At 71.1% G+C, this 22,328-nt stretch carries 16 protein-coding genes; 15 read left to right on the top strand and 1 reads right to left on the bottom strand.

The window, feature by feature from the left end:
- The first annotated feature begins 108 nt into the window (after nt 1–108).
- Both lptF and lptG read left to right on the top strand, forming a co-directional pair.
- Nucleotides 109–1,194, top strand: a complete 1,086-nt coding sequence (gene lptF / locus PSEJ35_RS0102945; protein WP_028916489.1) for an LPS export ABC transporter permease LptF — start codon at nt 109–111, stop codon at nt 1,192–1,194.
- A complete protein-coding gene (lptG, locus tag PSEJ35_RS0102940; protein ID WP_198014134.1) occupies nt 1,191–2,300 on the top strand; it encodes an LPS export ABC transporter permease LptG in 1,110 nt (369 codons plus the stop codon). The genes lptF and lptG overlap by 4 nt, the downstream gene beginning before the upstream one ends.
- Before the next feature lie 151 nt (nt 2,301–2,451).
- On the opposite strand, the gene PSEJ35_RS0102935 is transcribed toward lptG, so the two are convergent.
- A complete protein-coding gene (locus PSEJ35_RS0102935) occupies nt 2,452–2,949 on the bottom strand; it encodes an RDD family protein (protein WP_028916487.1) in 498 nt (165 codons plus the stop codon).
- A gap of 41 nt (nt 2,950–2,990) precedes the next feature.
- Between PSEJ35_RS0102935 and xerD the strand changes: the two genes are divergently transcribed.
- The 13 genes from xerD to PSEJ35_RS0102870 all read left to right on the top strand — a co-directional run bounded on the left by xerD (nt 2,991) and on the right by PSEJ35_RS0102870 (nt 22,321).
- Nucleotides 2,991–3,974: a site-specific tyrosine recombinase XerD gene (gene xerD, locus PSEJ35_RS0102930; protein ID WP_028916486.1), complete on the top strand. Its 984-nt coding sequence runs from the start codon at nt 2,991–2,993 to the stop codon at nt 3,972–3,974.
- Nucleotides 3,975–4,808: 834 nt separating this feature from the next.
- Nucleotides 4,809–5,609, top strand: a complete 801-nt coding sequence (locus PSEJ35_RS0102925) for a DsbC family protein (protein ID WP_028916485.1) — start codon at nt 4,809–4,811, stop codon at nt 5,607–5,609.
- A 136-nt stretch (nt 5,610–5,745) separates the two neighbouring features.
- Nucleotides 5,746–9,624: a phosphoribosylformylglycinamidine synthase gene (gene purL / locus PSEJ35_RS0102920; RefSeq protein ID WP_028916484.1), complete on the top strand. Its 3,879-nt coding sequence runs from the start codon at nt 5,746–5,748 to the stop codon at nt 9,622–9,624.
- A gap of 149 nt (nt 9,625–9,773) precedes the next feature.
- Nucleotides 9,774–10,625 carry a glycosyltransferase gene (locus PSEJ35_RS0102915; RefSeq protein WP_028916483.1) on the top strand — a complete coding sequence of 284 codons (852 nt, stop codon included), beginning with the start codon at nt 9,774–9,776 and terminating at the stop codon, nt 10,623–10,625.
- Nucleotides 10,622–11,482, top strand: a complete 861-nt coding sequence (locus tag PSEJ35_RS0102910; protein WP_051412443.1) for a glycosyltransferase family 2 protein — start codon at nt 10,622–10,624, stop codon at nt 11,480–11,482. The genes PSEJ35_RS0102915 and PSEJ35_RS0102910 overlap by 4 nt, the downstream gene beginning before the upstream one ends.
- A gap of 17 nt (nt 11,483–11,499) precedes the next feature.
- Entirely contained in the window at nt 11,500–12,693 is a 1,194-nt protein-coding gene (pncB, locus tag PSEJ35_RS0102905) for a nicotinate phosphoribosyltransferase (protein WP_028916481.1), read from the top strand.
- Between the two features lie 752 nt (nt 12,694–13,445).
- On the top strand, nt 13,446–16,640 hold the full coding sequence (locus PSEJ35_RS0102900; RefSeq protein ID WP_028916480.1) for a TonB-dependent receptor: 3,195 nt from the start codon (nt 13,446–13,448) through the stop codon (nt 16,638–16,640).
- A 195-nt stretch (nt 16,641–16,835) separates the two neighbouring features.
- Nucleotides 16,836–17,588 carry a SapC family protein gene (locus tag PSEJ35_RS0102895; protein WP_028916479.1) on the top strand — a complete coding sequence of 251 codons (753 nt, stop codon included), beginning with the start codon at nt 16,836–16,838 and terminating at the stop codon, nt 17,586–17,588.
- A 1-nt stretch (nt 17,589) separates the two neighbouring features.
- On the top strand, nt 17,590–18,612 hold the full coding sequence (locus PSEJ35_RS0102890; protein ID WP_028916478.1) for a cupin-like domain-containing protein: 1,023 nt from the start codon (nt 17,590–17,592) through the stop codon (nt 18,610–18,612).
- A gap of 112 nt (nt 18,613–18,724) precedes the next feature.
- Complete coding sequence (locus tag PSEJ35_RS15220; protein WP_051412442.1) at nt 18,725–20,353, top strand: tryptophan halogenase family protein; 1,629 nt, start codon at nt 18,725–18,727, stop codon at nt 20,351–20,353.
- 7 nt (nt 20,354–20,360) lie between these two features.
- A complete protein-coding gene (locus tag PSEJ35_RS0102880) occupies nt 20,361–21,062 on the top strand; it encodes a DUF6445 family protein (protein WP_028916477.1) in 702 nt (233 codons plus the stop codon).
- Nucleotides 21,063–21,380: 318 nt separating this feature from the next.
- Nucleotides 21,381–21,842: a cellulose biosynthesis protein BcsD gene (locus PSEJ35_RS0102875; protein ID WP_028916476.1), complete on the top strand. Its 462-nt coding sequence runs from the start codon at nt 21,381–21,383 to the stop codon at nt 21,840–21,842.
- A complete protein-coding gene (locus tag PSEJ35_RS0102870; protein ID WP_028916475.1) occupies nt 21,842–22,321 on the top strand; it encodes a hypothetical protein in 480 nt (159 codons plus the stop codon). The genes PSEJ35_RS0102875 and PSEJ35_RS0102870 overlap by 1 nt, the downstream gene beginning before the upstream one ends.
- Nucleotides 22,322–22,328: the final 7 nt, after the last annotated feature.

The raw sequence follows: 22,328 nt of genomic DNA, 5'->3' as shown, positions 1-22,328 counted from the left end.
GAACGAAGCGACAGGTACAATCGCGGATCGCCTCGGTCCGGCCCCCGTCTCGGGGCCCGCCCGGGTGTCCACAAGCGAATCCGGGATTTTATAGGACTGCCCAGCCAGATGCCGAAGCTCGACCGATACCTGCTGGGCGACTTCCTCCAGAGCTTCCTGGCGACCCTGATCGTCCTGCTGGTGGTGAGCCTGGGTGGCGTGCTGGTCGACGTGCTGGGCGAAATCGCCGACGGCGGCCTGCCGGCGCGCCTGCTGCTGTCCCAGCTGGGCCTGCAGCTGCTGGTCTACCTGCCCCTGGTCCTGCCGCTGGCGCTGATGCTGGGGCTGATGCTCTCGGTGGCCCGGCTGTACCGGGATTCGGAGATGGCGGTCCTGAACGCCGTGGGCGTGGGCCCGCGCCGGCTGCTGCGCCCGCTGCTGCTGGTCGCCCTGCCGGTGGCCGTGGCGGTGGGGGTGTGCTCGCTGTGGCTGGGGCCCTGGGCCCAGCGCACCGGCGCGCAGATGGTCGAGCAGGCCAACCGCAGCCTGATCGTGGCCGGCCTGGAGCCGGGCCGTTTCACCTCGCTGCCCGGCGACGGGGGCATCGTCTACGTCGACGCCATGGCCGAGGACGGGACCACCCTGCGCGGCGTGTTCCTGCAGCGCGAGCGTGAAGGCCGGATCGACGTGATGACCGCCCGCGAGGGCGTCCTGCAGTTCGAGGGCGAGCGCAGCCGCTACCTGCAGCTGCGCGAGGGCCACCGCCTGGAAGGCCCGCTGGACGGGGGCCTGGATTTCCGCCTGATGCGCTACGCCATCAACGAGGTGGCCCTGCCGGACCGCGCCGAGACCCGCGACCGCGACGACCCGGCCCTGGCGACCACGGCGGAACTGCTGGGCGATGTCCGTCCGGAGGCCGTGGCCGAACTGCACGCCCGCCTGGCCCCGCCGCTGCTGGCGCTGGGCTTCGCCCTGCTGACCCTGCCGCTGGGGCGCAGTTCGCCCCGCCAGCAGCGCTACGGCCGGCTGATGCTGGGCTTCCTGGCCTACCTGGTGTGCGTGAACCTGATGTTCATCGGCACCCGCATGCTGGCCGAGGGCGAGCTGCCGGGCCTGGTCGGCCTGTGGTGGCTGACCCTGCCGCTGCTGGCGCTGGCGTCCTGGCTGTACCTGCGTGACGGCCGCCTGTCGCGGCCGCGGAGGAGCGCGGCATGATCGCCCTGCGTCCGCGCATCCACGACCTCTACATCGGCCGCGTGGTCCTGGCCACGGTGCTGCTGACCTGGGCGGTGCTGCTGGGCTTCGACGTGGTCATGGCCATCTCCGGCCAGGTTGGCGACCTGGGCAAGGGCAGCTACGACTTCCCGACCGCGCTGGCGGTGGTGGCCTACAGCGTGCCGCGCCGCGCCTACGTCATCTTCCCGTACGCGGCGGTGATCGGCTCGCTGATGGGCCTGGGCCAGCTGGCGGCCACGTCCGAGCTGACCGCGCTGCGCGCCCTGGGCCTGTCGCGGCGCCGGCTCAGCGTCTCGGTGGCCGCGGCGCTGGTGATCCTGACCGCGCTGATGGTGCTCAACGGCGAGACCCTGGCCCCCTGGGGACAGCGCCAGGCCGACCAGCTCAAGCTCGCCGCCAAGACCAACAACGTGGCCATGGCCCGCTATTCCGGGCTGTGGGCGCGCGAGGGCGACACCTTCCTCAACGCCATCGACGGCAGCGAGCGGGTGGTCGACGGCCAGCGCACCCTGGAGCTGCGCGACGTGCGCCTGTACCAGCTCGCTCCCGAGGGCGGCTTGCAGACCCTCACCCGCGCCGCCGTGGCCGAGCACGACAGCCAGGGCTGGCGCCTGCGCGACGTGCGCCGGATCCACTTCGCCTTCAGCCCGGGCAGCGCCCGCGAGGAGCGGGTGACCGAGGAGCGCTGGGATTCGCAGCTGGACCCGGCCGCGCTGGCCGCCGGCGTGACCCGGCCGCGCAACCTCTCCGCCGCCGACCTGCGCGCCAGCATCGACTACCGCACGCGCAACAACCTCGACGCGCGCGAGTACGAGGACATCTACTGGAGCCGCTGGTTCTACCCGCTGAACGTGCTGGCGCTGTGCCTGGCCGCGGTGCCGTTCGCCTTCGGCAGCCTGCGCAGCGGCGGAATGGGCAAGCGCCTGTTCCTGGGCATCCTGTTCTCGCTGGGCTTCATGCTGCTGCAGATGCAGTTCGGCCGGCTGGCCGGCGCGTTCCGCTTCGACTACCGCATCGCTTACGCGCTGCCGCCGATCCTGATGATGGCTACCTCGTGGTGGCTGTTCCGGCGCAAGTCCGGCTGAGCCGCGCGCCGGCGGGGCTCGATCCCGCTCCCAAGCCGGGATGCGCCGTGTAGAGCGGGGCTTGCCCCGCTGCTTTTCACCCGGCGCGGGGATGGCAGGCGGGGGAGTCGGGCAAGCCCGACTCTACCGGGCGGGGCGGGCAAGCCCGACTCTACGGGGCGGCGCGGCGGGGCTTGGGCAGGCGCACCAGGCGGGTGTTGCTCGCGCGGTCGTGCCAGGCCAGGCGCCCGCGGTCGAACCCGGCCCACCAGAAGCCCAGCCCGCCGGCCAGAAGCGACACCGCGCCGACCAGGTAGCGCAGCCACAGCGCGCCCCAGCCAGGCACGCCGCCGTCGGCGGCGACCACCTTCAGCCGCCACGGACGCATGCCCAGGGTCTGCCCGCCGCGGCGCCAGCTGCCGGTCGCGTACAGCCCGGTCACGCCCACGCAGGCCAGGAACAGCAGCCAGCTCAGCAGGCTGCCCGGCGGGATGTTCTCGCGTTCCGGGTGGTGGCCGAGGACGGTGTAGCCGAGGTTGAACAGCAGCGAGACCAGCATCCACATCGCCGCGCACGGCCAGAAGTCATAGAACAGCGACAGCAGGCGCCAGAGGATCCAGGTGCGTGGGCGGGTGGAGGTATCGGCGGATTCGGGGGCGGTGTCTTCCATCGGCGCACAGGATAGCCGCTGGCGCCGGCTATCCTTGCAGCATGGTCCAACGCGACAGTCCCAGCACCGCCGACCGCCGCCGCCTCGCCCGCAGCCTGCCGCCCTTGCGCGAGGAGGACGCGCGGGCGATCGAACACTTCATCGAGGCCGCGTGGGCCGAGCACGGCCTGGCCCGGCAGACCCAGGCCGCCTACCGCCGCGACCTGGAGCAGCTGGCGCGCTGGCGCGACGGCGCCGGCGGCGGGCTGGTCCGGATCGACCACGCCGGCCTGTTCGACTACCTGCGCTGGCGCGCCGGACACGGCTACAAGCCGCGCAGCAACGCCCGCCTGCGCGCCAGCCTGCGTGCGTTCTTCGCCCACCTGGTCCGCGCCGGCGTGCGCGCCGACGACCCGGCCGCCCTGATCGAGCCGCCGCGCCTGCCGCGGCCGCTGCCCAAGGCGCTGACCGAATCGCAGGTCGAGGCGCTGCTGGCCGCGCCCGACCTGACCACGCCCGAAGGCCTGCGCGACCGCGCCATGCTCGAGCTGATGTACGCCGCCGGCCTGCGCGTGAGCGAGCTGGTCGACCTGCCGGCCAACGCGGTGAACCTGCGCCAGGGCGTGGTGCGGGTGCTGGGCAAGGGCGGCAAGGAGCGGCTGGTGCCCCTGGGCGAGGAATCGCAGCACTGGCTGGAGCGCTACCTGGCCGAGGCGCGGCCGCGGCTGGCCGGCGGCAAGCCGGTCCCGCCGGACGCCCACGGCAGCGTGCCGCTCTTCCTGACCCCGGAACGCCGCGCGCCGAGCCGCCAGGCGTACTGGCAGGCGCTCAAGCGCCACGCCGCCGCCGCCGGCATCGACCCGGCCACGGTCACCCCGCACGGCGTCCGCCACAGTTTCGCCACCCACCTGCTCAACCACGGCGCCGACCTGCGCGCGCTGCAGCTCCTGCTCGGCCACGCCAGCCTCTCGACCACCCAGATCTACACCCTGGTCGCGCGTGAACACCTGCAGACCCTCCACGCCCGCCACCACCCCCGCGGCTGAGCCGCCCGCTCTTCGTTCTTCCAGGGCCTCGGGTACGCCGGCTCCGGAAGGAGCCGCTGCCCAGGCACGGGCTGCGGACGGGGCCGTCGCACCCGAGCGTCTGGCGCATCGGCCGGCTCCGTCGTCCATGGTTCCGACAGCCGACCGCAGGCCATCCAGGCCTGCTTGCGCCAGCCCCCCGGGTACGGTGTCCTCGGGCACCTCGGGCTCGCGCCTGCGACCGGTGCCCGGATCGCGTAGCCCGGACAAGGCCGCAGGCCGCATCCGGGGTAACGCTTCCAGCGCACCTGACCCAACCCCTGCCGGAGCCGGTTCCCGGATGCGCTCCGCTTATCCGGGCTACGCCGTGGACCGCCGTGAGAGGGGTAGGGAGAGGGCAGGTATCCCGACGCCGCGGGGCCCCGATCCTCATCCCGGGCCCCCTCGCCGCGGCCGTTCGACGGCATGCGCGCCAGTGGCGCGCAAACATGCCGTCCACCCCGGAGGGAGAGGGAGAAAGAACGAAGCCATGCTCTCCAAGCGCCGAAAGACGCGGTAGCGCGGGGGGATGCCGCAAGCAGCACATGGATGTGCTGCGTTCGCGCGTTGGAGCAGGACGCGGAACCGCGCGATGCGGCATCCCCCCGCGCTGCCGCGGCTCCCTCCGAAGCCCGCACGCTGATGCCGCTGCCGCTGCCGCTGCCGTTGCCGTTGCTGTTGCTGTTGCTGTTGCTGCCTCCGCGCCTCCACGACCCAGTCGCCGCCCCGCTGAAGCGTGAACCACAGCCGGCGCCACGCAGGCCACCCCGGTCCGATATGCCAGAATCCGCCGATCTTTCCCCGATGGTGCGCCGCATGTTCCGATCCCTCGCCACCGCGCTGCTCTGCGCGATCAGCCTCGGCGCCTGCGCCCAGCCCGCCACCCCCGCCGCCGGCCAGGCCAAGGCCCCGGCCGCCGCCAAGCAGGCCTCCGCCCCCGCCGCCGGCAGCGCGGAGGCGCGCGTGCGCGCCGCCCTGCAGGGCGTGGCCCCGGACATCGCCCCCGAATACATCGGCCCCGCCCCCTTTGCCGGCTTCCGCGAAGTCCTGCTCGGCGGCCAGGTCGTGTACGTCTCCGACGACGGCCGCTACCTGATGCAGGCCCAGCCGTTCGACCTGCAGGAGCGCAAGCAGGCCACCAGCGCCGGCCTGATGGCCCACCGCGCCAGGCTGATCGCCAGCATCCCGCAGCAGGACCGGATCGTGTTCGCCCCGCCGAACGCGAAGCACACCGTCACCGTGTTCACCGACATCGAATGCGGCTACTGCCGGCGCATGCACCAGCAGATCGCCGAGTACAACAAGCTCGGCATCGCCGTCGAATACGTCGCCTTCCCGCGCATGGGCCCGGCCAGCCAGGACTTCATCGACATGGAGTCGGTCTGGTGCGCCTCCGACCGCAAGCAGGCCCTGTCCAGCGCCAAGGCCGGCAACCCGGTGCAGAAGAAGCGCTGCACCAACCCGGTGGCGATGCAGTACGCCATCGGCGAACGCGTCGGCGTGGGCGGCACCCCGGCGGTCTTCGCCGCCGACGGCACCCAGCTGGGCGGCTACGTCCCGCCGCAGCAGCTGCTGCAGGCCCTGGAAGGCAACGCCCAGGCCGGCGGCTCGCGCTGAACCGGGCCCCGGGCGGCCCCGGCCGCCCTCTGGCCCGCCGCTGCGCAACCTGTCCTGACGGCCCCCGGCGGCCGCCCCGGAACCGGCCCGCGCGCTCCGGTACAATGGCGGGCCTTTCCCTGCGACTTCCCCGGACATGATCGTCCTCGAGGGCGCGCCCGCCCTTTCGCCGTTCCGCCGGCAGCGGCTCGAAACCCGCCTGCAGTCCCTGGTCCCCGGCCTGCGCATCGAAGGCGCCTGGCACGTCTACTTCGTCCAGCCGGGCGAGGCCACGCCCGACCGCGAGGCCCTGCACCGCATCCTCCAGGCCGGCGAGGCCCAGGCCCCGCTGGCCGCCGGCGCGCAGTCGCGCTTCGTGGTGCCGCGCCTGGGCACCCGCTCGCCCTGGTCGAGCAAGGCCACCGAACTGCTGCAGGGCGCCGGCCTGCCGGTCGCCCGCGTCGAGCGCGGCATGCGCCTGGACCTGGTGGGCTGGCCGTCCGACCCGGCCATCGCCGCCGCAGCCGCGCGCCTGCTGCACGACCCCATGACCCAGTCGCTGCTGGAGTCGCGCGACGGCGCCGGCGCGCTGTTCGCCACGCCGGCGCGCAAGCCGCTGGAGCGCATCCCGCTGGCCGAACTGGAAAGCGCCAACCGCCGCCTGGGCCTGGCCCTGGCCGAGGACGAGATCGAGTACCTACGCGCCCGCTATACCGAGCTGGGCCGCGAGCCGTCCGACGTCGAGCTGATGATGTTCGCGCAGGCCAATTCCGAGCACTGCCGGCACAAGATCTTCAACGCCAGCTGGACCATCGACGGCGAGGAACAGGACCGCTCCCTGTTCCGGATGATCAAGAACACCCACCAGAAGACCCCGCAGCACACGCTCAGCGCGTACAGCGACAACGCCGCGGTGATCGAGGGCCACGTCGCCTCGCGCTACCGCCCCGACCCGGCCACCGGCGAATACCGGGTCGAGCCGGCGGTGCCGTCGGCGTTCCAGATCAAGGTCGAGACCCACAACCACCCGACCGCGATCTCGCCGTTCCCGGGCGCCTCCACCGGCGCCGGCGGCGAGATCCGCGACGAGGGCGCCACCGGCCGCGGCGGCAAGCCCAAGGCCGGCCTGACCGGCTTCACCGTCTCCCACCTGCGCATCCCCACGCTGCCGCAGCCGTGGGAAGGCGAGCGCGCGCTGAACCCGCGCATGGCCCCGGCGCTGGAGATCATGACCGACGGCCCGCTGGGCGGCGCCGCGTTCAACAACGAGTTCGGCCGGCCGAACCTGCTCGGCTATTTCCGCAGCTTCGAGCTGCCAGAAGGCGAGGGCCTCGTCCGCGCCTACGACAAGCCGATCATGCTGGCCGGCGGCCTGGGCGCGATCGACCGCGTGCAGGTGCAGAAGATCCCGCTCAAGCCCGGCGACGCGGTGATCGTGCTCGGCGGCCCGGCGATGCTGATCGGCCTGGGCGGCGGCGCGGCCAGTTCGGTGGCCTCCGGCGAGAGCGCCGAGGACCTGGACTTCGCCAGCGTGCAGCGCGACAACCCGGAGATGGAGCGCCGCTGCCAGGAGGTCATCGACCGCTGCGTGGCCCTGGGCGAGCGCAACCCGATCCACTTCTTCCACGACGTCGGCGCCGGCGGCCTGTCCAACGCCATCCCCGAACTGCTGCACGACTCGGGCGTGGGCGGCGTGATCGACCTGGCCAAGGTGCCGACCGACGATCCCTCGCTGTCGCCGCTGGAACTGTGGTGCAACGAGTCGCAGGAACGCTACGTGCTCGGCGTGCCGGCCGAGCGCCTGCAGGAGTTCGCCGATATCTGCGCGCGCGAGCGCTGCCCGTTCGCCGCCGTGGGCGTGGCCACCGCCGAGGAGCGGCTGGTCGTGGCCTACGGCGCGACCCCGGGCAACATCCCCGCCGACGCCCCGATCGACCTGCCGATGGACGTGCTGTTCGGCAAGCCGCCGAAGATGCACCGCGACACCGCGCATCCGCCGGCGGCGCCGTGGCCGGCGCTGGCCACTACCTCGCTGGACCTGCGCGAGGCCGGCCTGCGCGTGCTCGCCCACCCGACCGTGGCCGCCAAGAGCTTCCTGGTCACCATCGGCGACCGCAGCGTCGGCGGCCTGACCGCGCGCGACCAGATGGTCGGCCCGTGGCAGCTGCCGGTGGCCGACTGCGCGATCACCCTGGCCGACTACGAAGGTTACGCCGGCGAGGCGATGGCCATCGGCGAGCGCACCCCGCTGGCCCTGCTGGATTCGGCCGCCGCCGCGCGCATGGCCGTGGGCGAGGCGATCACCAATCTGTGCGCCGCGCCGGTCGAGGCGCTGGAGCAGGTCAAGCTGTCGGCCAACTGGATGGCCGCCGCCGGCCACCCGGGCGAGGACGCGCTGCTGTACGACGCGGTCCGCGCCGTGGGCATGGAGCTGTGCCCGGCGCTGGATGTCAGCATCCCGGTGGGCAAGGACTCGCTGTCGATGCAGGCGCAGTGGCAGGCCGACGGCCAGGCCCACAAGTCGGTCTCGCCGGTATCGCTGGTGATCTCGGCGTTCGCGCCGGTGGCCGACGTGCGCGGCCAGCTGACCCCGCTGCTGGCCGACGAGCCTGAAAGCGACCTGTGGCTGATCGGCCTGGGCGGCGGTCGCCAGCGCCTGGGCGGTTCGGTGCTGGCCCAGGTGCATGCCGAGGGCGAACTGCCGGCGTTCGGCGGCGAAGTGCCCGACCTGGACGACCCGGAGCGCCTGCGCAACTTCTTCGCGCTCATCCGCGACGCGCGCGAAGCCGGCCTGCTGCTGGCCTACCACGACCGCAGCGACGGCGGCGCCTTCGCGGCGATGTGCGAGATGGCCTTCGCCTCGCGGCGCGGCCTGGACATCGTCCTCGACGGCTGGGGCGAGGATCCGTTCCGCACCCTGTTCAACGAGGAACTGGGCGCGGTGGTGCAGGTCGCCGACGAGGACCGCGCCGCCTTCGCCGACCTGGTCGAACGCCACGCCCTGACCGAATGCGCGCAGCGCATCGCCCGCCCGGCCAGCATGCCGAAGGTGCGCGTGCGCCATGACGGCGAACTGCTGGTCGAGTGGCGCTGGGAAGAGCTGTTCGACGCCTGGTGGTCGGTCACCCACGCCATGCAGAAGCTGCGCGACAACCCCGAAGGCGCCGACGAGGAGCGCGCGGTGGCGCGCGATTTCGCCGCGCCGGGGCTGCAGGCGAAGCTGTCCTTCGATCCGGCCGAGGACGTGGCCGCGCCGTTCATCAATACCGGCGCGCGCCCGCGCGTGGCGATCCTGCGCGAGCAGGGCGTCAACAGCCACATCGAGATGGCGCGCGCGTTCGACCGCGCCGGCTTCATCCCGGTCGACGTGCATATGAGCGACCTGATCGCCGGCCGCATCGCCCTGGACGGCTTCAAGGGCCTGGCCGCCTGCGGCGGCTTCAGCTACGGCGACGTGCTCGGCGCCGGCCGCGGCTGGGCGACCTCGATCCTGGAACGCGCGGAACTGCGCGCGGCCTTCGCCGCGTTCTTCGCCCGGCCGGACACCTTCTCGCTGGGCGTGTGCAACGGCTGCCAGATGATGAGCCAGCTCAAGGACATCATCCCCGGGGCGCAGCACTGGCCGAAGTTCCTGCGCAACCGCAGCGAGCAGTTCGAAGGCCGCACCTCGCTGCTGGAGGTGGTGGAGTCGCCGTCGATCCTGCTGCGCGGGATGGCCGGTTCGCGCATCCCGGTGGCGGTGGCGCACGGCGAAGGCCGGGCCGAGTTCGATTCGCCGCTGGACCAGGCCGCCGCGCGCGTGGCCCTGCGCTACGTCGACGGCAACGGCCAGGTGGCCACGGCCTATCCGCTGAACCCGAACGGTTCGCCGGAAGGCATCACCGGCCTGTCCAGCGAGGACGGCCGCGCCACCATCCTGATGCCGCATCCGGAACGCGTCGCCCGCACCGTGAACCTGTCCTGGCACCCGGCCGAGTGGGGCAACGACTCGCCGTGGATGCGCATGTTCCGCAACGCGCGGGTCTGGGTCGGCTGAGCGCCGGCCCCGGCGTCGCCCTCCATGGTGGCGACGCCGGTCTCGAGGAAGAAGCAGGGCGGGCACGGCGTGTCCCGCCCGCGTGCATGGGCCGCGGTTGGGCGGCCTGCTAAAGTCTGCGCCGAGTCCAGAGGAGTCCGCGCCGAACCGTGAGGGACCTGCCCATCGTGCTGCTGCCGCTCGCCGCCGACGAGGATGCGCTGGATGCCTGCCTGGCCGCGCTGGACGCGGCCACGCCCGCCGGCACCGCGGTATGGCTGGCCGACGACGCCCAGGCCGGGCCGCGCGGCATCGCCCTGGTCGAACGCTGGCTTGGATGCACCCGGCTGCGCGCCGAATACACCCGCCGCAACCATCCCATCGGCGAGGTCGCGCACCTGCAGGAAATGCTGCAGGCCTGCGGCGACCAGGACGTGGTCGTGCTCGCCCCCGACGCGCAGCCGCTGCCCGGCTGGCTGACCCAGCTGGCCGCCTGCCTGGCCCGTGATGCCGCCATCGCCACCGCCACGCCCTGGTGCAATGCCGGCGAGACCGCCGGCTGGCCGACGCTGGGCGAGATCGCGCCGCCGCCGGCCGATGCGGCGCTGATGGCGCAGGCCTGCGGGGCGATGCCGCCCCACCATCCGGAGCTCCCGGCCGCGGTCGACCACGCGGTGGCCCTGCGCGGGAGCGCCCGCAAGCGTGCCGGCGGACTGGATACGGCCAGCTTCGCCTCGCGCTATGCCGCACTGATCGACCTCTCGCTGCGCCTGTCCGGGCTGGGCTGGCGCAACGTGCTGTGCGAGACCGCGTTCGTGGCGCGTGGCGGCGAGGGCGGTCCGGCCGATGGCGACATGGACGCGCTGGCCGCGCGCTGGCCCGCCTGGCATCCGCGCCTGGCCGGCTTCCTGATGCACGATCCGCTGCGCGCCACCCGCGAACAGCTGCAGGCGCTGCACGAGCGCCTGCGCAGCACGCCGCAGCACGACCTGTTCCACGCCAGCGCGGAGCCGGCCGCATGAGCCCGGCGAACGCGACCGCGCCCGCCGACGGCATCGCCGTGGTGGTGGTCAGCTACCGCAGCGCGCCGACCCTGGACGATTGCCTGGTGCGCCTGCGCAGTGCGCGCGACGTGGTCCAGATCCGCGTGGTCGACAACGGTTCGGACGATGCCAGCCTGGAGATCCTGCAGCGCCACGCGCTGGCCGACCCGCGCCTGCGCTTCATCGCCAACCCGGACAACCCCGGCTTCGGCGTGGCCTGCAACCAGGGCGCGGCCGACAGTGACGCGCCATGGCTGGCCTTCGTCAATCCGGACCTGCGGGTGGCGGCGGATTCGCTGCAGCGGCTGCGGATGCACGCCGCGGCGCATGGCAGCGAGGTCCTGCTGGGCGCCGACCTGATGGGCGAGGACGGCGTGCGCGACGGCGCGGCACGGCGCCGCGACCCGGATTTCGCCGCGATGCTGCGCGCGCCGGCGGCCGCGGCGAAGCTGGACGTGGCGATCGATCCCGGCCGGGCCGTGCAGGCGGTGGACGCGGTCTCCGGCGCGCTGATGCTGATGCCGCGCGCGCTGTTCCAGCGCCTGGGCGGCTTCGACGAGGGCTACCGCCTGCACGCCGAGGACCTGGACCTGTGCCGGCGCGCGCGCTTGGCCGGCGCCACCGTGGCGGTGGCCAACGACGTGTCCGTGGTCCACGTGCGCGGCGTGTCCAGCCGTTCGCGACCGGTATTCGTCGAATGGCACAAGCACCGCGGCCTGTGGCGGTACTTTTCCAGGTTCGAGGCGCCGCGCCGCGGCGCCTTCGTCCGCGCGGCGGTGTTCGCCGCGATCTGGGCGCACTTCGCCGCCACCGTGCCGCGCGTGCTGCTGCGCTGACTCCCCCGGAGCGTTCCATGCCGATCATTCCCTCGCTGCTCGACACCGACCTGTACAAGTTCACGATGATGCAGGCGGTGCTGCACCAGCACCCCGGCGCGCAGGTCGAATACCTGTTCCGCTGCCGCAGCACCGGCGTGGACCTGGTGCCGTACCTGGGCCAGATCTCCGACGCGATCGACGAGCTGTGCACGCTGCGCATGCAGCCGGACGAGCTGGACTACCTGCGCGGCCTGCGCTTCATGAAGCCGGACTTCGTCGACTTCCTCGGCCTGTTCCACTTCGACCGCAAGTACGTGCAGCTGCGTGCCAACCCCGACGAGAACGGCGGCATCGAGCTGCGCCTGAAGGGGCCGTGGCTGCATACCATCCTGTTCGAGGTGCCGCTGCTGGCGATCATCAGCGAGGTCTACATGCACGGCACCTACGGCCCGCCGGACCGCGAGGAAGGCCTGCGCCGGATGCGCGCCAAGACCGCGCGGCTGCGCGAGGCGGTGGGCTACGAGGACTGCGTGATCACCGACTTCGGCACCCGCCGCCGCTATTCGCACGCCTGGCAGGGCGAGCTGCTGCCGCACCTGCGTGCCGAACTGGGCGCGCAGTTCGTCGGCACCTCCAACGTCCACTTCGCGCGCATGCACGGCCTGGTGCCGCAGGGCACGATGGCCCACGAGTGGGTGCAGGCGCACCAGGCGCTGGGCCCGCGCCTGCGCGACTCGCAGGTGGTGGCGTTCGAGACCTGGGCGCGCGAGTACCGCGGCGACCTCGGCATCGCCCTGACCGACACCATCGGCCTGGAGGCGTTCCTGCGCGACTTCGACATGTACTTCTGCAAGCTGTTCGACGGCGTGCGCCACGATTCGGGCGATCCGTTCGAGTGGGCCGAGCGGATGATCGCCCACCTGCAGGCCAACCGCGTCGACCCGCGGACCAAGACCCTGGTGTTCAGCGACGGCCTGGACATCGAGCGGGTCATGGCGCTGTACCAGCACTTCAAGGGCCGCTGCCGCATGTCCTTCGGCGTGGGCACCAACCTGACCAACGACCTCGGCCCGAAGCCGCTGCAGATCGTGCTGAAGATGGTCCGCTGCAATGGCCAGCCGGTGGCCAAGCTCAGCGACACGCCCGGCAAGACCATGGTCGACGACGAAGGCTACCTGGCCTACCTGCGGCAGGTGTTCCAGACGCCGGAGCCGGCGGGGCAGGGCTGAAAACCCGCGGGAAAACGCTGTCCAGAAGGAGGGCGCGCGGGCGTTCGCGGCCCCGTCGTCGTGTCTTCGCCTGCCGGAATGTTTGCGAACTCGCTGAAACGGCGGCGCAAATCGTGCACTGCCGCACGAACCGGGGGTCAGGTAACCGGTAGCAGCAGGAACGAAACTTTTACGCACGACAGCGCTGGCCAAATCTTTTTTTGCGCGCATCCGTGGTGCCAATCGAGGAAGCGCGGCCCTCGTCCGGTGCGGCTTTGGTCGTAAACGCCGGCGTATGGCATACCCGCAGGGAATAAATCCGCGAGGTGCCATTGCCTGCTGAAAATCCAGTTGTCCGCGTAACGGATTTCGTGCTGCGCTGCACTGTGACAGCCCCGATCCGTGCGTGCTATCCCTTTCCCCGCTTCAGGATGTTAGCGCTATCAAGGGTGGCAACACCGCCCACGACGACAGGCCGGCAGCGGCCCCGTCGCGCTCCACCGCTTTCGATCGGTTTCGCCGGCGGAACCCCGACCCGCCGGTTCGCAGCAAGGACTCCCGGTCCAGTTGCACAGGCCCACCGCGGCCTGCCAGGCCCCCGCCGGGGCGCCATCCACAAAAATCGAAGCAGCAGAAGGGGAGGGTAGGCAGATGAGTAGTTGCAGGTTGCGGTGTCCCGCGCTGTCAACGACCGCGCCGGCGCATGCCGCGTCGTGGATCAAGGACGACGTGCCCTTGGCCGTCCAACACCCGAGCAGCTGAGGACAGCACCCATGACTTCCAGGATCAAGCGCTTCAAGTCGAAGGCGATGTTCACCATCGTCGGCGGCGTCATCATCATCAACCCGGCGTTCGCCCAGGATCCGCAGCAGCCCGCCACCGCGGCGCAGTCGGCGGCCCAGGACGATCCGACCACGCTGGACACCGTCACGGTCACGGGCATGCGCAGCAGCCTCGACCACGCGATGAACATCAAGCGCGACACCCCCGGCATCGTCGACGCGATCAGCGCCGAGGACATCGGCAAGTTCCCGGACACCAACCTGGCCGAGTCGCTGCAGCGCGTTACCGGCATCTCGATCGAGCGCCGCGACGGCGAGGGCGCAACCATCACCGCGCGCGGCTTCGGCCCCAACTTCAACATGGTCACCCTCAACGGCCGGCAGATCCCCGGCGCCGACGGCTTCGGCAGCGGCGGCCTTGAGATCGGCGGCGTCGGCTCGGGCACCCGCGGCTTCAACTTCGCCCAGCTGGCTTCCGAAGCGATCAGCGGCGTGACCGTGTACAAGACCGGCCGCGCGAACGTGGCCAGCGGCGGCATCGGCGCGACCATCGACATCCTCACCGACCGGCCGTTGAACCATGCCGGCGGCGACATCGTCGCCAACATCGGCGCCAAGGCCGTGTCCGACCAGTCGCAGATCTTCGGCAGCGACGCGACCCCGGAGATCTCCGGCATCTTCAGCTACGCCAACCCGGACAAGACCTGGGGCATCGGCGTCAACGCCAGCTACCAGAAGCGCCACGGCGGTTCGGTGCAGGCCACCGAGAACGCCTGGAACGTGGCCCGCTGGACCGGCACCGACTCGCGCCTGCGCCCGGGCGCGATCGTGGAGAACGCGCCGGCGATCGGCCAGCTGTACAGCATGCCGAACGACCTGCGCTACGCCTTCCAGGACTTCGAGCGCGAGCGCATCAACGGCCAGGCGATCCTGCAGTTCGCCCCGAACGACGCGTTCACCTTCACCCTGGACTACACCTACTCGACCAACGAGATCGCGCAGAACCGTGGCGAGCAGACCATGTGGCTGCAGAACAGCCTCAGCCACGTGACCTTCGACGACGACCCGGACGTGGCCACGCCGGTCTACATCCGCGACATCGCCGGCGCCGGCAAGGACTTCGGCTTCGAGCAGCAGCGCGACGAGCAGAAGTACAAGCTCGGTTCGCTGGGCCTGAACGTGCAGTGGCAGGTCAGCGACCGCTTCTCCCTGAACTTCGACGCGCACAACACCAAGAACGAGAGCCGGCCGAACGACCCGATCACCGGCGGCAGCTCCACCGCCTTCAGCTTCGCCGGCCTGGCCCCGGATCGCCTCAACAACAACTGGACCCAGGAGTACTGGTTCAACAGCGGCCTTCCGATCATGAAGCGCACGCTGTTCCCGTCCACCGCCGACGCGATCGCCAACACCAACGGCATCATCAACCCGGACTTCGCCCCCGACCAGCTGGGCTCGCAGATCCTGCGCATCTGGTCGACGCGCCAGGACAGCGAGGTCAAGCAGGGCAGGCTGGACGGCGTGCTCGACTTCGATAACGGCCGCTTCAAGTTCGGCGTCGATTCGTCCGAGGTGTCGATGCGGCGCCTGAACGTGGACGGCCACGCCCACCTGATGACCCTGGGCAACTGGAGCGCGAACGACACCGGCCAGGTGCCGGGCATGGCCGCGCTGCTCAAGGCCTTCAGCATCGTCGACCTGTTCAAGGACTACGACACCACCGATGCCGCGCGCGGCGCGTGGTGGGGCCAGGCCAGCGCCCTGGCGCAGTGGGCCGAGGAGGCCTGCGCCAACGGCACCGCCCCGGCCTCGTGGCCGGAGTGCGACACGCTCAGCTCGAAGGTGCGCACGGTCTACGACAATGACAACCTGGTGGAGGAGGAGACCCGGTCGGTCTACATCCAGTGGGAGCAGGACGGCCACCTCGGCAGCATGCCGACCTACACCGTCATCGGCCTGCGCTACGAGAAGACCGAGCTGACCTCGACCTCGGTGATCCAGGTCCCGAACGGCATCCGCTGGATGTCCAACAACGACTTCGTGATCAACCGTTCGGACGAGGCCCAGCCGTTCTCGGAGAAGAACGAGTACGACTACCTGCTGCCGAACCTGGACTTCAGCATCGACTTCACCGACGACCTGAAGGGCCGCTTCTCGGCGAGCAAGACCATCGCCCGGGCGCCGTACGGCAACCTCTACGCCGGTCCCAACCCCGGCGCGCCCAGCGGTTCGATCCTGTTCGGCGAGCAGTTCCGCGGCACCGGCAACGCCGAGAACCCGTCGCTGCTGCCGCTGGAGTCGCGCAACATCGACCTCGGCCTGGAGTGGTACTTCGCGCCGTCCAGCTTCGTCGGCGTGACGTACTGGAACAAGGACGTCAAGAACTTCATCGGCAACACGGTGGTCCGCGAGAACCTGTACGGCATCACCGACCCGACCTCGGGCCCGGACGCGCAGGCGGCGCTGGCGTTCCTCAACAGCGCCGCGTGCCAGACCCAGGTCACCGCCGCGGGTAACGACCCGGCCGAGGGCTGCGTGGGGAACTACACCACGCTGTTCACCGCCCTGGCGATGCTGCGCAACGAGGCCGCGACTGGCGGCCTGGCCGCCTACGACGGCAGCAACGCCCAGGTCCTGGACATGGAGAACCGCTTCGACATCGTCGGCACGTCCGCCGACCCGCTGTACGAGTTCGACGTCAACCGCCCGATCAACCAGCGCTCGGCCAGGCTGCACGGCTGGGAGATCGGCGGCCAGTACTTCTTCGGCGACAGTGGTTTCGGCCTGCTGGCCAACTACACCATCGTCAAGGGCGACGTCGGCATCGACCGCGCGGCCGACCCGGGCGCCAACGTGTTCGCGTTGACCGGGCTGAGCGACACCGCCAACGCCGTGCTGATGTTCGAGAAGTACGGCTGGTCGGCGCGACTGGCCTGGAACTGGCGCGACGAGTACCTGCTGGCGGCCAACCAGAACGGCAACAACCGCAACCCGTACTTCGTCGAGGAGTACGAGCAGATCGACTTCTCGGTGGCGTACAGCTTCAACGACAACTTCACCGTGTCGCTCGAGGCGATCAACCTCACCGGCGAGGATATCCGCTGGAGCGCCCGTTCGCACAACCAGATGGTCCGCCTGCTCGACCAGTCGCCGCGCTACATGGTGGGCGTGCGCTACACGTTCTGACCGATGCCGCCCGTACGCTTGTCGCAATGAAGCAGAGGGACCGCTGCCCCGCAGCGGTCCCTTTTTTCACCCCCGGGGATGCCGTCGCGGCGCAGCTTGCGGCCCGCGCGGGATTGCCGATATGGTCGCGCCGTGGCCTGCGCGCGGCCCGGGCAGGCCGGCACCACCGGGGCCGACGAATCCAATGGAGCCGAGATGGCCCGATACGAACTGCTCGACAACATCGCGCACGCGAACCTGCGCGTGACCACACGCTTCGGCGCGCAGTTCGGCGACGACGTCGGCATGGTCCAGGCTTTCCCCACCGAGTTCGCCGAGCTGCAGCGCGAATACCCGATCTTCCTGCGCAAGGACGCCGACGGCCAGTTCCACGCGATCGCCCTGCTGGGCTTCGAGCAGCGCGAGAACCTGTACCTGGACGGCGACCGCTGGAACGCCACCTACCTGCCCGGCGCGGTGGCGCGCGGGCCGTTCCTGATCGGCTTCCAGGAGCGGCAGGTCGACGGCCAGCTGCGCGCCGAGCCGGTGGTCCACGTGGACCTGGAGCACCCGCGCGTCGCCGGCGGCGAGGGCGAGCCGGTGTTCACCGAGCACGGCGGCAACACGCCCTACCTGGACCGGGTCATCGCCGTGCTGCGCGGCATCAACGACGGCGTGCAGGCCGGGCGCGAGATGTTCGCCGCGCTCGACGCGCTGCAGCTGGTCCAGCCGGTGACCCTGGAGATCCGCTTCGACGACGCCCACCAGGTCAAGCTGACCGGCCTTTACGGCATCGACCGCGAGCGCCTGGCGGCGCTGGATGCCGAGGCGCTGCACGGCCTGTACCGCTCCGGCTGGCTGGAAGGCGCCTACCTGGTGCTGAGCTCGCTGTACAACATGCGCCGGCTGATCGCCGAGAAGCAGCGCCGCATCCGCGAACAGGAAGGCAGGCAGGAGCAGGCAGCCTGAGATGCTCGACCAGCTGGCAAGCGTGCGTGTGATCGAGGGCTGCCGCCCGGATGCGCTGCCCCTGGAAACGCTGCTGCGCGACAACCTGCCCACCGTGCTCAAGGGGCTGGCCCGCGACTGGACCCTGGTCCAGGCGGGCCTGCGTTCGCCACAGGCGGCGATGGACGAGCTGCGCGCGCACTACAACGGCCGTCCGGTGCAGTACAACTGGGGCGAGCCGGAGACCGCGGGCCGCCCGTTCTACAGGCCCGGGTTCACCGGGCTCAACTGCGAGGTCCGCCGCGGCACTCTCGACCAGGTGCTGGACGAGCTGGCCGGCTTCCAGGACGATCCGCGTCCGCCCACCTATTACGTCGCCTCGCTGCTGGTCGACTACTGCCTGCCGGGCCTGCGCGCCGGCAACGACCTGGACTTCGCCGCGCACGGCGTCGAGGCGCCGCCGGCGATCTGGATCGGCAACCGGGTCACCGCCTCGTGCCATTACGACGCGCCGAACAACATCGCCTGCTGCGCCGTGGGCCGGCGCCGCTTCACCCTGTTCCCGCCGGACCAGATCGGCAACCTCTACCCGGGGCCGCTGGAACCCACGCCGGGCGGGCAGGCGGTGAGCGTGGTCGATTTCAACGCGCCGGACCTGGAGCGCTTCCCGCGCTTCCGCGAGGCGATGGCGGTCGGCCAGAGCGTGGTGCTGGAGCCGGGCGACGCGATCTTCATCCCGAGCATGTGGTGGCACCACGTGCAGGGACTGGACCCGTTCACCGTGCTGGTGAACTACTGGTGGGGCAGCATGCCGGCGTGGATCCCCACGCCGATGCACGCGCTTTACCACGCGATCTGGGCGTTGCGCGACCGGCCCGAGAACGAGAAGCAGGCCTGGCGCGAAGTGTTCGAGTACTACGTGTTCGGCCCTGCAGGACGGTCCGTGGAGCACCTGCCCGAGGCCGCGCGCGGTTTCCTCGGGCCGTTCGACGAGATGACCGCGCGCCGCATGCGCGCGCTGCTGATGGGCAAGCTCAACCGCTGATCCGCGCGGCGACGCGCGCTCGCGGAGCGGGACAGGGGCAGGCGGCGCAAGCGACGCCGGTGGGACGAACGGGCCGCGCGACGCGGCAATGCAATGCTGAGGGGAGGGAGTCTTGGAGAACAACAGGATCCGCAAGGTCGTCATCGCCGGCGGCGGTACCGCCGGATGGGTGGCCGCGTGCGCGTTGACCCACCAGTTCCGCGACCTGCTGGACGTCACCCTGGTGGAGTCCGAGCAGGTCGGCACCGTCGGCGTGGGCGAGTCCACGATCCCGACCATCCGCACGTTCCACCGCCTGCTGCAGATCGACGAGCGCGAATTCCTCAGCTCGGTCGCCGGCAGCTTCAAGCTGGCGATCTCGTTCGAGAACTGGCTCCGCCCGGGGTCGCGCTACATCCATCCGTTCGGCACCACCGGCGTGAACACCTGGTCGTGCGACTTCCACCAGTTCTGGCTGGAAAGCCGCCGCCGCGGCATGCAGAGCGAACTGGGCGACTACTGCCTGGAAACCGTCGCCGCGCTCCAGGACCGGTTCGCCCTGTTCGATGCCGGCCAGAACGCCCAGCAGTGGTCGATGCGCTGGACCAAGGCGGCCACGGCGGAGCGTCGCGAGGTGAGCTACGCCTACCACTTCGACGCCGGGCTGTATGCGGCGTTCATGCGGGTCAAGTGCGAGGGCCGCGGGCTCAGGCGCGTCGAGGGCAAGATCGCGCAGGTGCGCCAGGATCCGGACAGCGGCTACGTGCAGGCGCTGGTGCTGGAGGACGGGCAGGTCATCGAGGGCGACCTGTTCATCGACTGCACCGGCGCGCGCGCGGTGCTGAGCGAGCAGGCGCTGCACACCGGCTACGAGGACTGGAACCACTGGCTGCCAAGCAACCGCGCGGTGGCGCTGCAGACCGAAGCCGACGGGCCGCCGGTGCCGTACACGCGCGCGATCGCGCACGAGGCCGGCTGGCACTGGAAGATCTCGCTCCAGCACCGGATCGGGTGCGGCATCGTGTTTTCCGATGCGCACATGTCCGACGACGAGGCGACCGCCAGGCTGCTCGCCGAGAACCCGGCCAAGCCGCTGCGCGACCCGTGGATCATCCCGTTCCGCACCGGTCGCCGGCGCAAGACCTGGAACAAGAACGTGATCGCGCTCGGGCTGGCGAGCGGCTTCATCGAACCGCTGGAGTCCACCAGCATCCACCTGACCCTGAGCGCGGTCACCCGCCTGGTGCAGTTCTTCCCCTCCGAGGGCATCAGCCAGGCGGCGGTGGACCGCTTCAACGAGGTCAGTCGCCAGGAGCTGGAGCACGTCCGCGATTTCGTCGTGATGCATTACCACCTCAACCAGCGCGACGAGCCGCTGTGGAAGCAGTGCCGCGAAATGGAACTGCCACCCGGCCTGGGCGAGCGCATCCAGGTGTTCCGCGAGACCGGCTACGCGTGGCAGGGGGAAGACGAACTGTTCCGCCTCGATTCCTGGACCCACTGCATGCTCGGCCAGGGCGTGATGCCGCGCAGCCACCATCCGCTGACCCGCGCGCTGTCGGACGCCGACCTCAAGCGCCTGCTCGAGGGCGTGCGCAGGCCGATCGAAGCCGCCGTGGCGGCCATGCCCAGCCAGGAGCAGTTCATCGCGAGCTACTGCAAGGCGCCGCCCTCGGCCTGGGAGGAGATGTACGCACGCGCCCGGCAGCACGAGAAGGTGACCGGCAGGATCGCCGGCCTCGGCGGCGGCCTGGTCCGGTGATGCGCCGATGCTGATCGAGGCGCATCCCGGGCTGCACCTCCAGGTACGGCGGATCGGCGCCGAGGGCGCACCGCTGCTGGTCATCGACCAGCTGGTGGCCGATCCCGACCGGCTCGTGCGCAAGGCCGAGCGCGGCCACTTCACCCCGCAGGGGGCGATGTTCCCCGGGATCCGCATGCGCGCGCCGCTGTCCTACGAGGCCTTCCTAGAGAAACTGCTGCGGCCGCTCATGGGCGAGGTGTTCGGACTGCCGCCGCAGGCGCGACTGGCCTTCCCGATGTGCCACTACTCGCTGGTGACCCAGCCACCGGAGAAGCTGGTGTTCCTGCAGCGGATCCCGCACATCGACTCGGCCACCGGGCGCGGCCTGGCCACGGTGCACTACCTGTTCCACGAGGGCTGGGGCGGCACCGCCTTCTACCGCCACCGCAGCACCGGCTACGAGTACGTGGACGAGGACCGGGAGCTGGCCTACTTCACCCGCCTGCAGATGGAGAGCCTCGGCCCGGACGCGCCCAGCCCGGGCTACATCGGCGAGGACACGCCACTGTTCGAGCGGATCGACAAGGTCGACGGCGTCTACAACCGGATGCTGGTGTACCGGCGCAATTCCCTGCATTCGGCGACCATCGACAACAGCCGCGTCCCGCCGCCGGACCCGCGCAACGGGCGGCTGTCGATCAACACGTTCATCGACGTGTTTCCCTGAAGCCCGCTGCCGGCCGGGTCGCGATCCGTCGTCGGTCCCGGCCGGTCCGGCCGCGCAGGCGGGGGTCATTGAGCAGGATCAAGGATTCCCCGATAGGGGCCTGCTAGCCTGCATCCGAGGCAATCCGCGGCAGGGGAGGCGGGGCACCCGTCCTCCTGCCAAAGGGCGTCAGCGCGGCAGGTGCGGAGAGGGTCCGTTGCCGGCCGTTACTGGAATTTTGAGACGAATTTCTCATCTTCTTAAGGCTTCGCCACCCAGGGACGGGCCCGGGACCGCATTTCGGTTGCCGGCGGGAGGCGTCGGGCTGTTCTTGGGTTCATGAATCTGAACAATACGCTGGACTACTACCGCTCGCAGTCCTGTTCGCCCCAGTGGCGCGGGTTCGTCCGTGCGCTGGCGGAAGAGGTGGCACAAGCCCTCGACGAGGACGACCAGGCGCGGCTGATGGCCCGCATCGGTCGCCGCTTCGCCCAGGCCCACCCGCTGCCCAGGGCCGCCACCCTCCAGGAACTCCAGGCCCATGTCGACGCCCTCTGGTCCTCGCTGGACTGGGGCTTCGCCGTGTTCGAGGAGCAGCCGGACCAGGTGGTGATCCGCCACGTCGCCTCGCCGCTGGCCGCGGTGCTGGGGCAGACGTCGCTGGCCACGGGCTTCCTGGAAGGGGTCTACCGCGAATGGTTCCGGGCCGCCGGCATGTCCGCGCGCCTGGATGTCAGCACCGGCGCGGCCGAATCCCCGGACGTGCCTTCTGTGTCGTGTGTCGTGAGCAGGTCCCATTGATGAGCAGCAGCAAGTCCCAGGCCGGCGTTCCACTCGACGATGTAGCCGGCCTGTTCGCCCGGGTGGGCGTGCAGGGTGACGCGCCCGTCGGCTACCAGGTGTTCTCCCTGGCCGCGTTGAAGGCTCCGTCCGCCCCGGCTGCGTCGGCTTCCGCCGCGGCCGCTGTGCCCGCCGACCCGGTCGAGCCCGCGCCCCAGGCGCCGGCCCTGGAGGCCGTGCAGGAACCGGCCCCGGTCACCACCGCCGTGCAGGCGCCGACGACCGGCACCCTCCCGGGGATGCTGGCCGGGTCGGCCGCACCCCGTGCGCCGGCTGCCGGCCCGGCGCCGGCGCGCGGCACCGTGGTCCTGATCGATCCCGCGCGGACCACGGCCAAGCCTGCCAGGACGCCGCTGGAACAGCTGTTCCAGCGCCTGGCCGAAGGCGGGCGGAGCGAGTCCGGCGGCGAGGAAAGCCCGCTGCGCCGCCTGTTCCGCTGAGCGCACT

Source organism: Pseudoxanthomonas sp. J35, from assembly GCF_000513995.1.
Classification (GTDB): Bacteria; Pseudomonadota; Gammaproteobacteria; order Xanthomonadales; family Xanthomonadaceae; genus Pseudoxanthomonas.
The sequence above is the reverse complement of the archived record's forward strand: the minus strand, read 5'-3'. Positions and strand labels throughout refer to the sequence as shown.

Excerpts from the sequence above, each read along its gene's own strand:
- PSEJ35_RS0102900 (WP_028916480.1), top strand. The coding sequence starts at position 13,446 with ATGACTTCCAGGATCAAGCGCTTCAAGTCGAAGGCGATGTTCACCATC.
- PSEJ35_RS0102870 (WP_028916475.1), top strand. The coding sequence starts at position 21,842 with ATGAGCAGCAGCAAGTCCCAGGCCGGCGTTCCACTCGACGATGTAGCC.
- xerD (WP_028916486.1), top strand. The coding sequence starts at position 2,991 with ATGGTCCAACGCGACAGTCCCAGCACCGCCGACCGCCGCCGCCTCGCC.
- PSEJ35_RS0102880 (WP_028916477.1), top strand. The coding sequence starts at position 20,361 with ATGCTGATCGAGGCGCATCCCGGGCTGCACCTCCAGGTACGGCGGATC.
- lptF (WP_028916489.1), top strand. The coding sequence starts at position 109 with ATGCCGAAGCTCGACCGATACCTGCTGGGCGACTTCCTCCAGAGCTTC.
- lptG (WP_198014134.1), top strand. The coding sequence starts at position 1,191 with ATGATCGCCCTGCGTCCGCGCATCCACGACCTCTACATCGGCCGCGTG.
- PSEJ35_RS0102890 (WP_028916478.1), top strand. The coding sequence starts at position 17,590 with ATGCTCGACCAGCTGGCAAGCGTGCGTGTGATCGAGGGCTGCCGCCCG.
- PSEJ35_RS0102895 (WP_028916479.1), top strand. The coding sequence starts at position 16,836 with ATGGCCCGATACGAACTGCTCGACAACATCGCGCACGCGAACCTGCGC.
- purL (WP_028916484.1), top strand. The coding sequence starts at position 5,746 with ATGATCGTCCTCGAGGGCGCGCCCGCCCTTTCGCCGTTCCGCCGGCAG.
- PSEJ35_RS0102935 (WP_028916487.1), bottom strand. The coding sequence starts at position 2,949 with ATGGAAGACACCGCCCCCGAATCCGCCGATACCTCCACCCGCCCACGC.
- PSEJ35_RS0102875 (WP_028916476.1), top strand. The coding sequence starts at position 21,381 with ATGAATCTGAACAATACGCTGGACTACTACCGCTCGCAGTCCTGTTCG.
- pncB (WP_028916481.1), top strand. The coding sequence starts at position 11,500 with ATGCCGATCATTCCCTCGCTGCTCGACACCGACCTGTACAAGTTCACG.
- PSEJ35_RS0102925 (WP_028916485.1), top strand. The coding sequence starts at position 4,809 with ATGTTCCGATCCCTCGCCACCGCGCTGCTCTGCGCGATCAGCCTCGGC.
- PSEJ35_RS0102910 (WP_051412443.1), top strand. The coding sequence starts at position 10,622 with ATGAGCCCGGCGAACGCGACCGCGCCCGCCGACGGCATCGCCGTGGTG.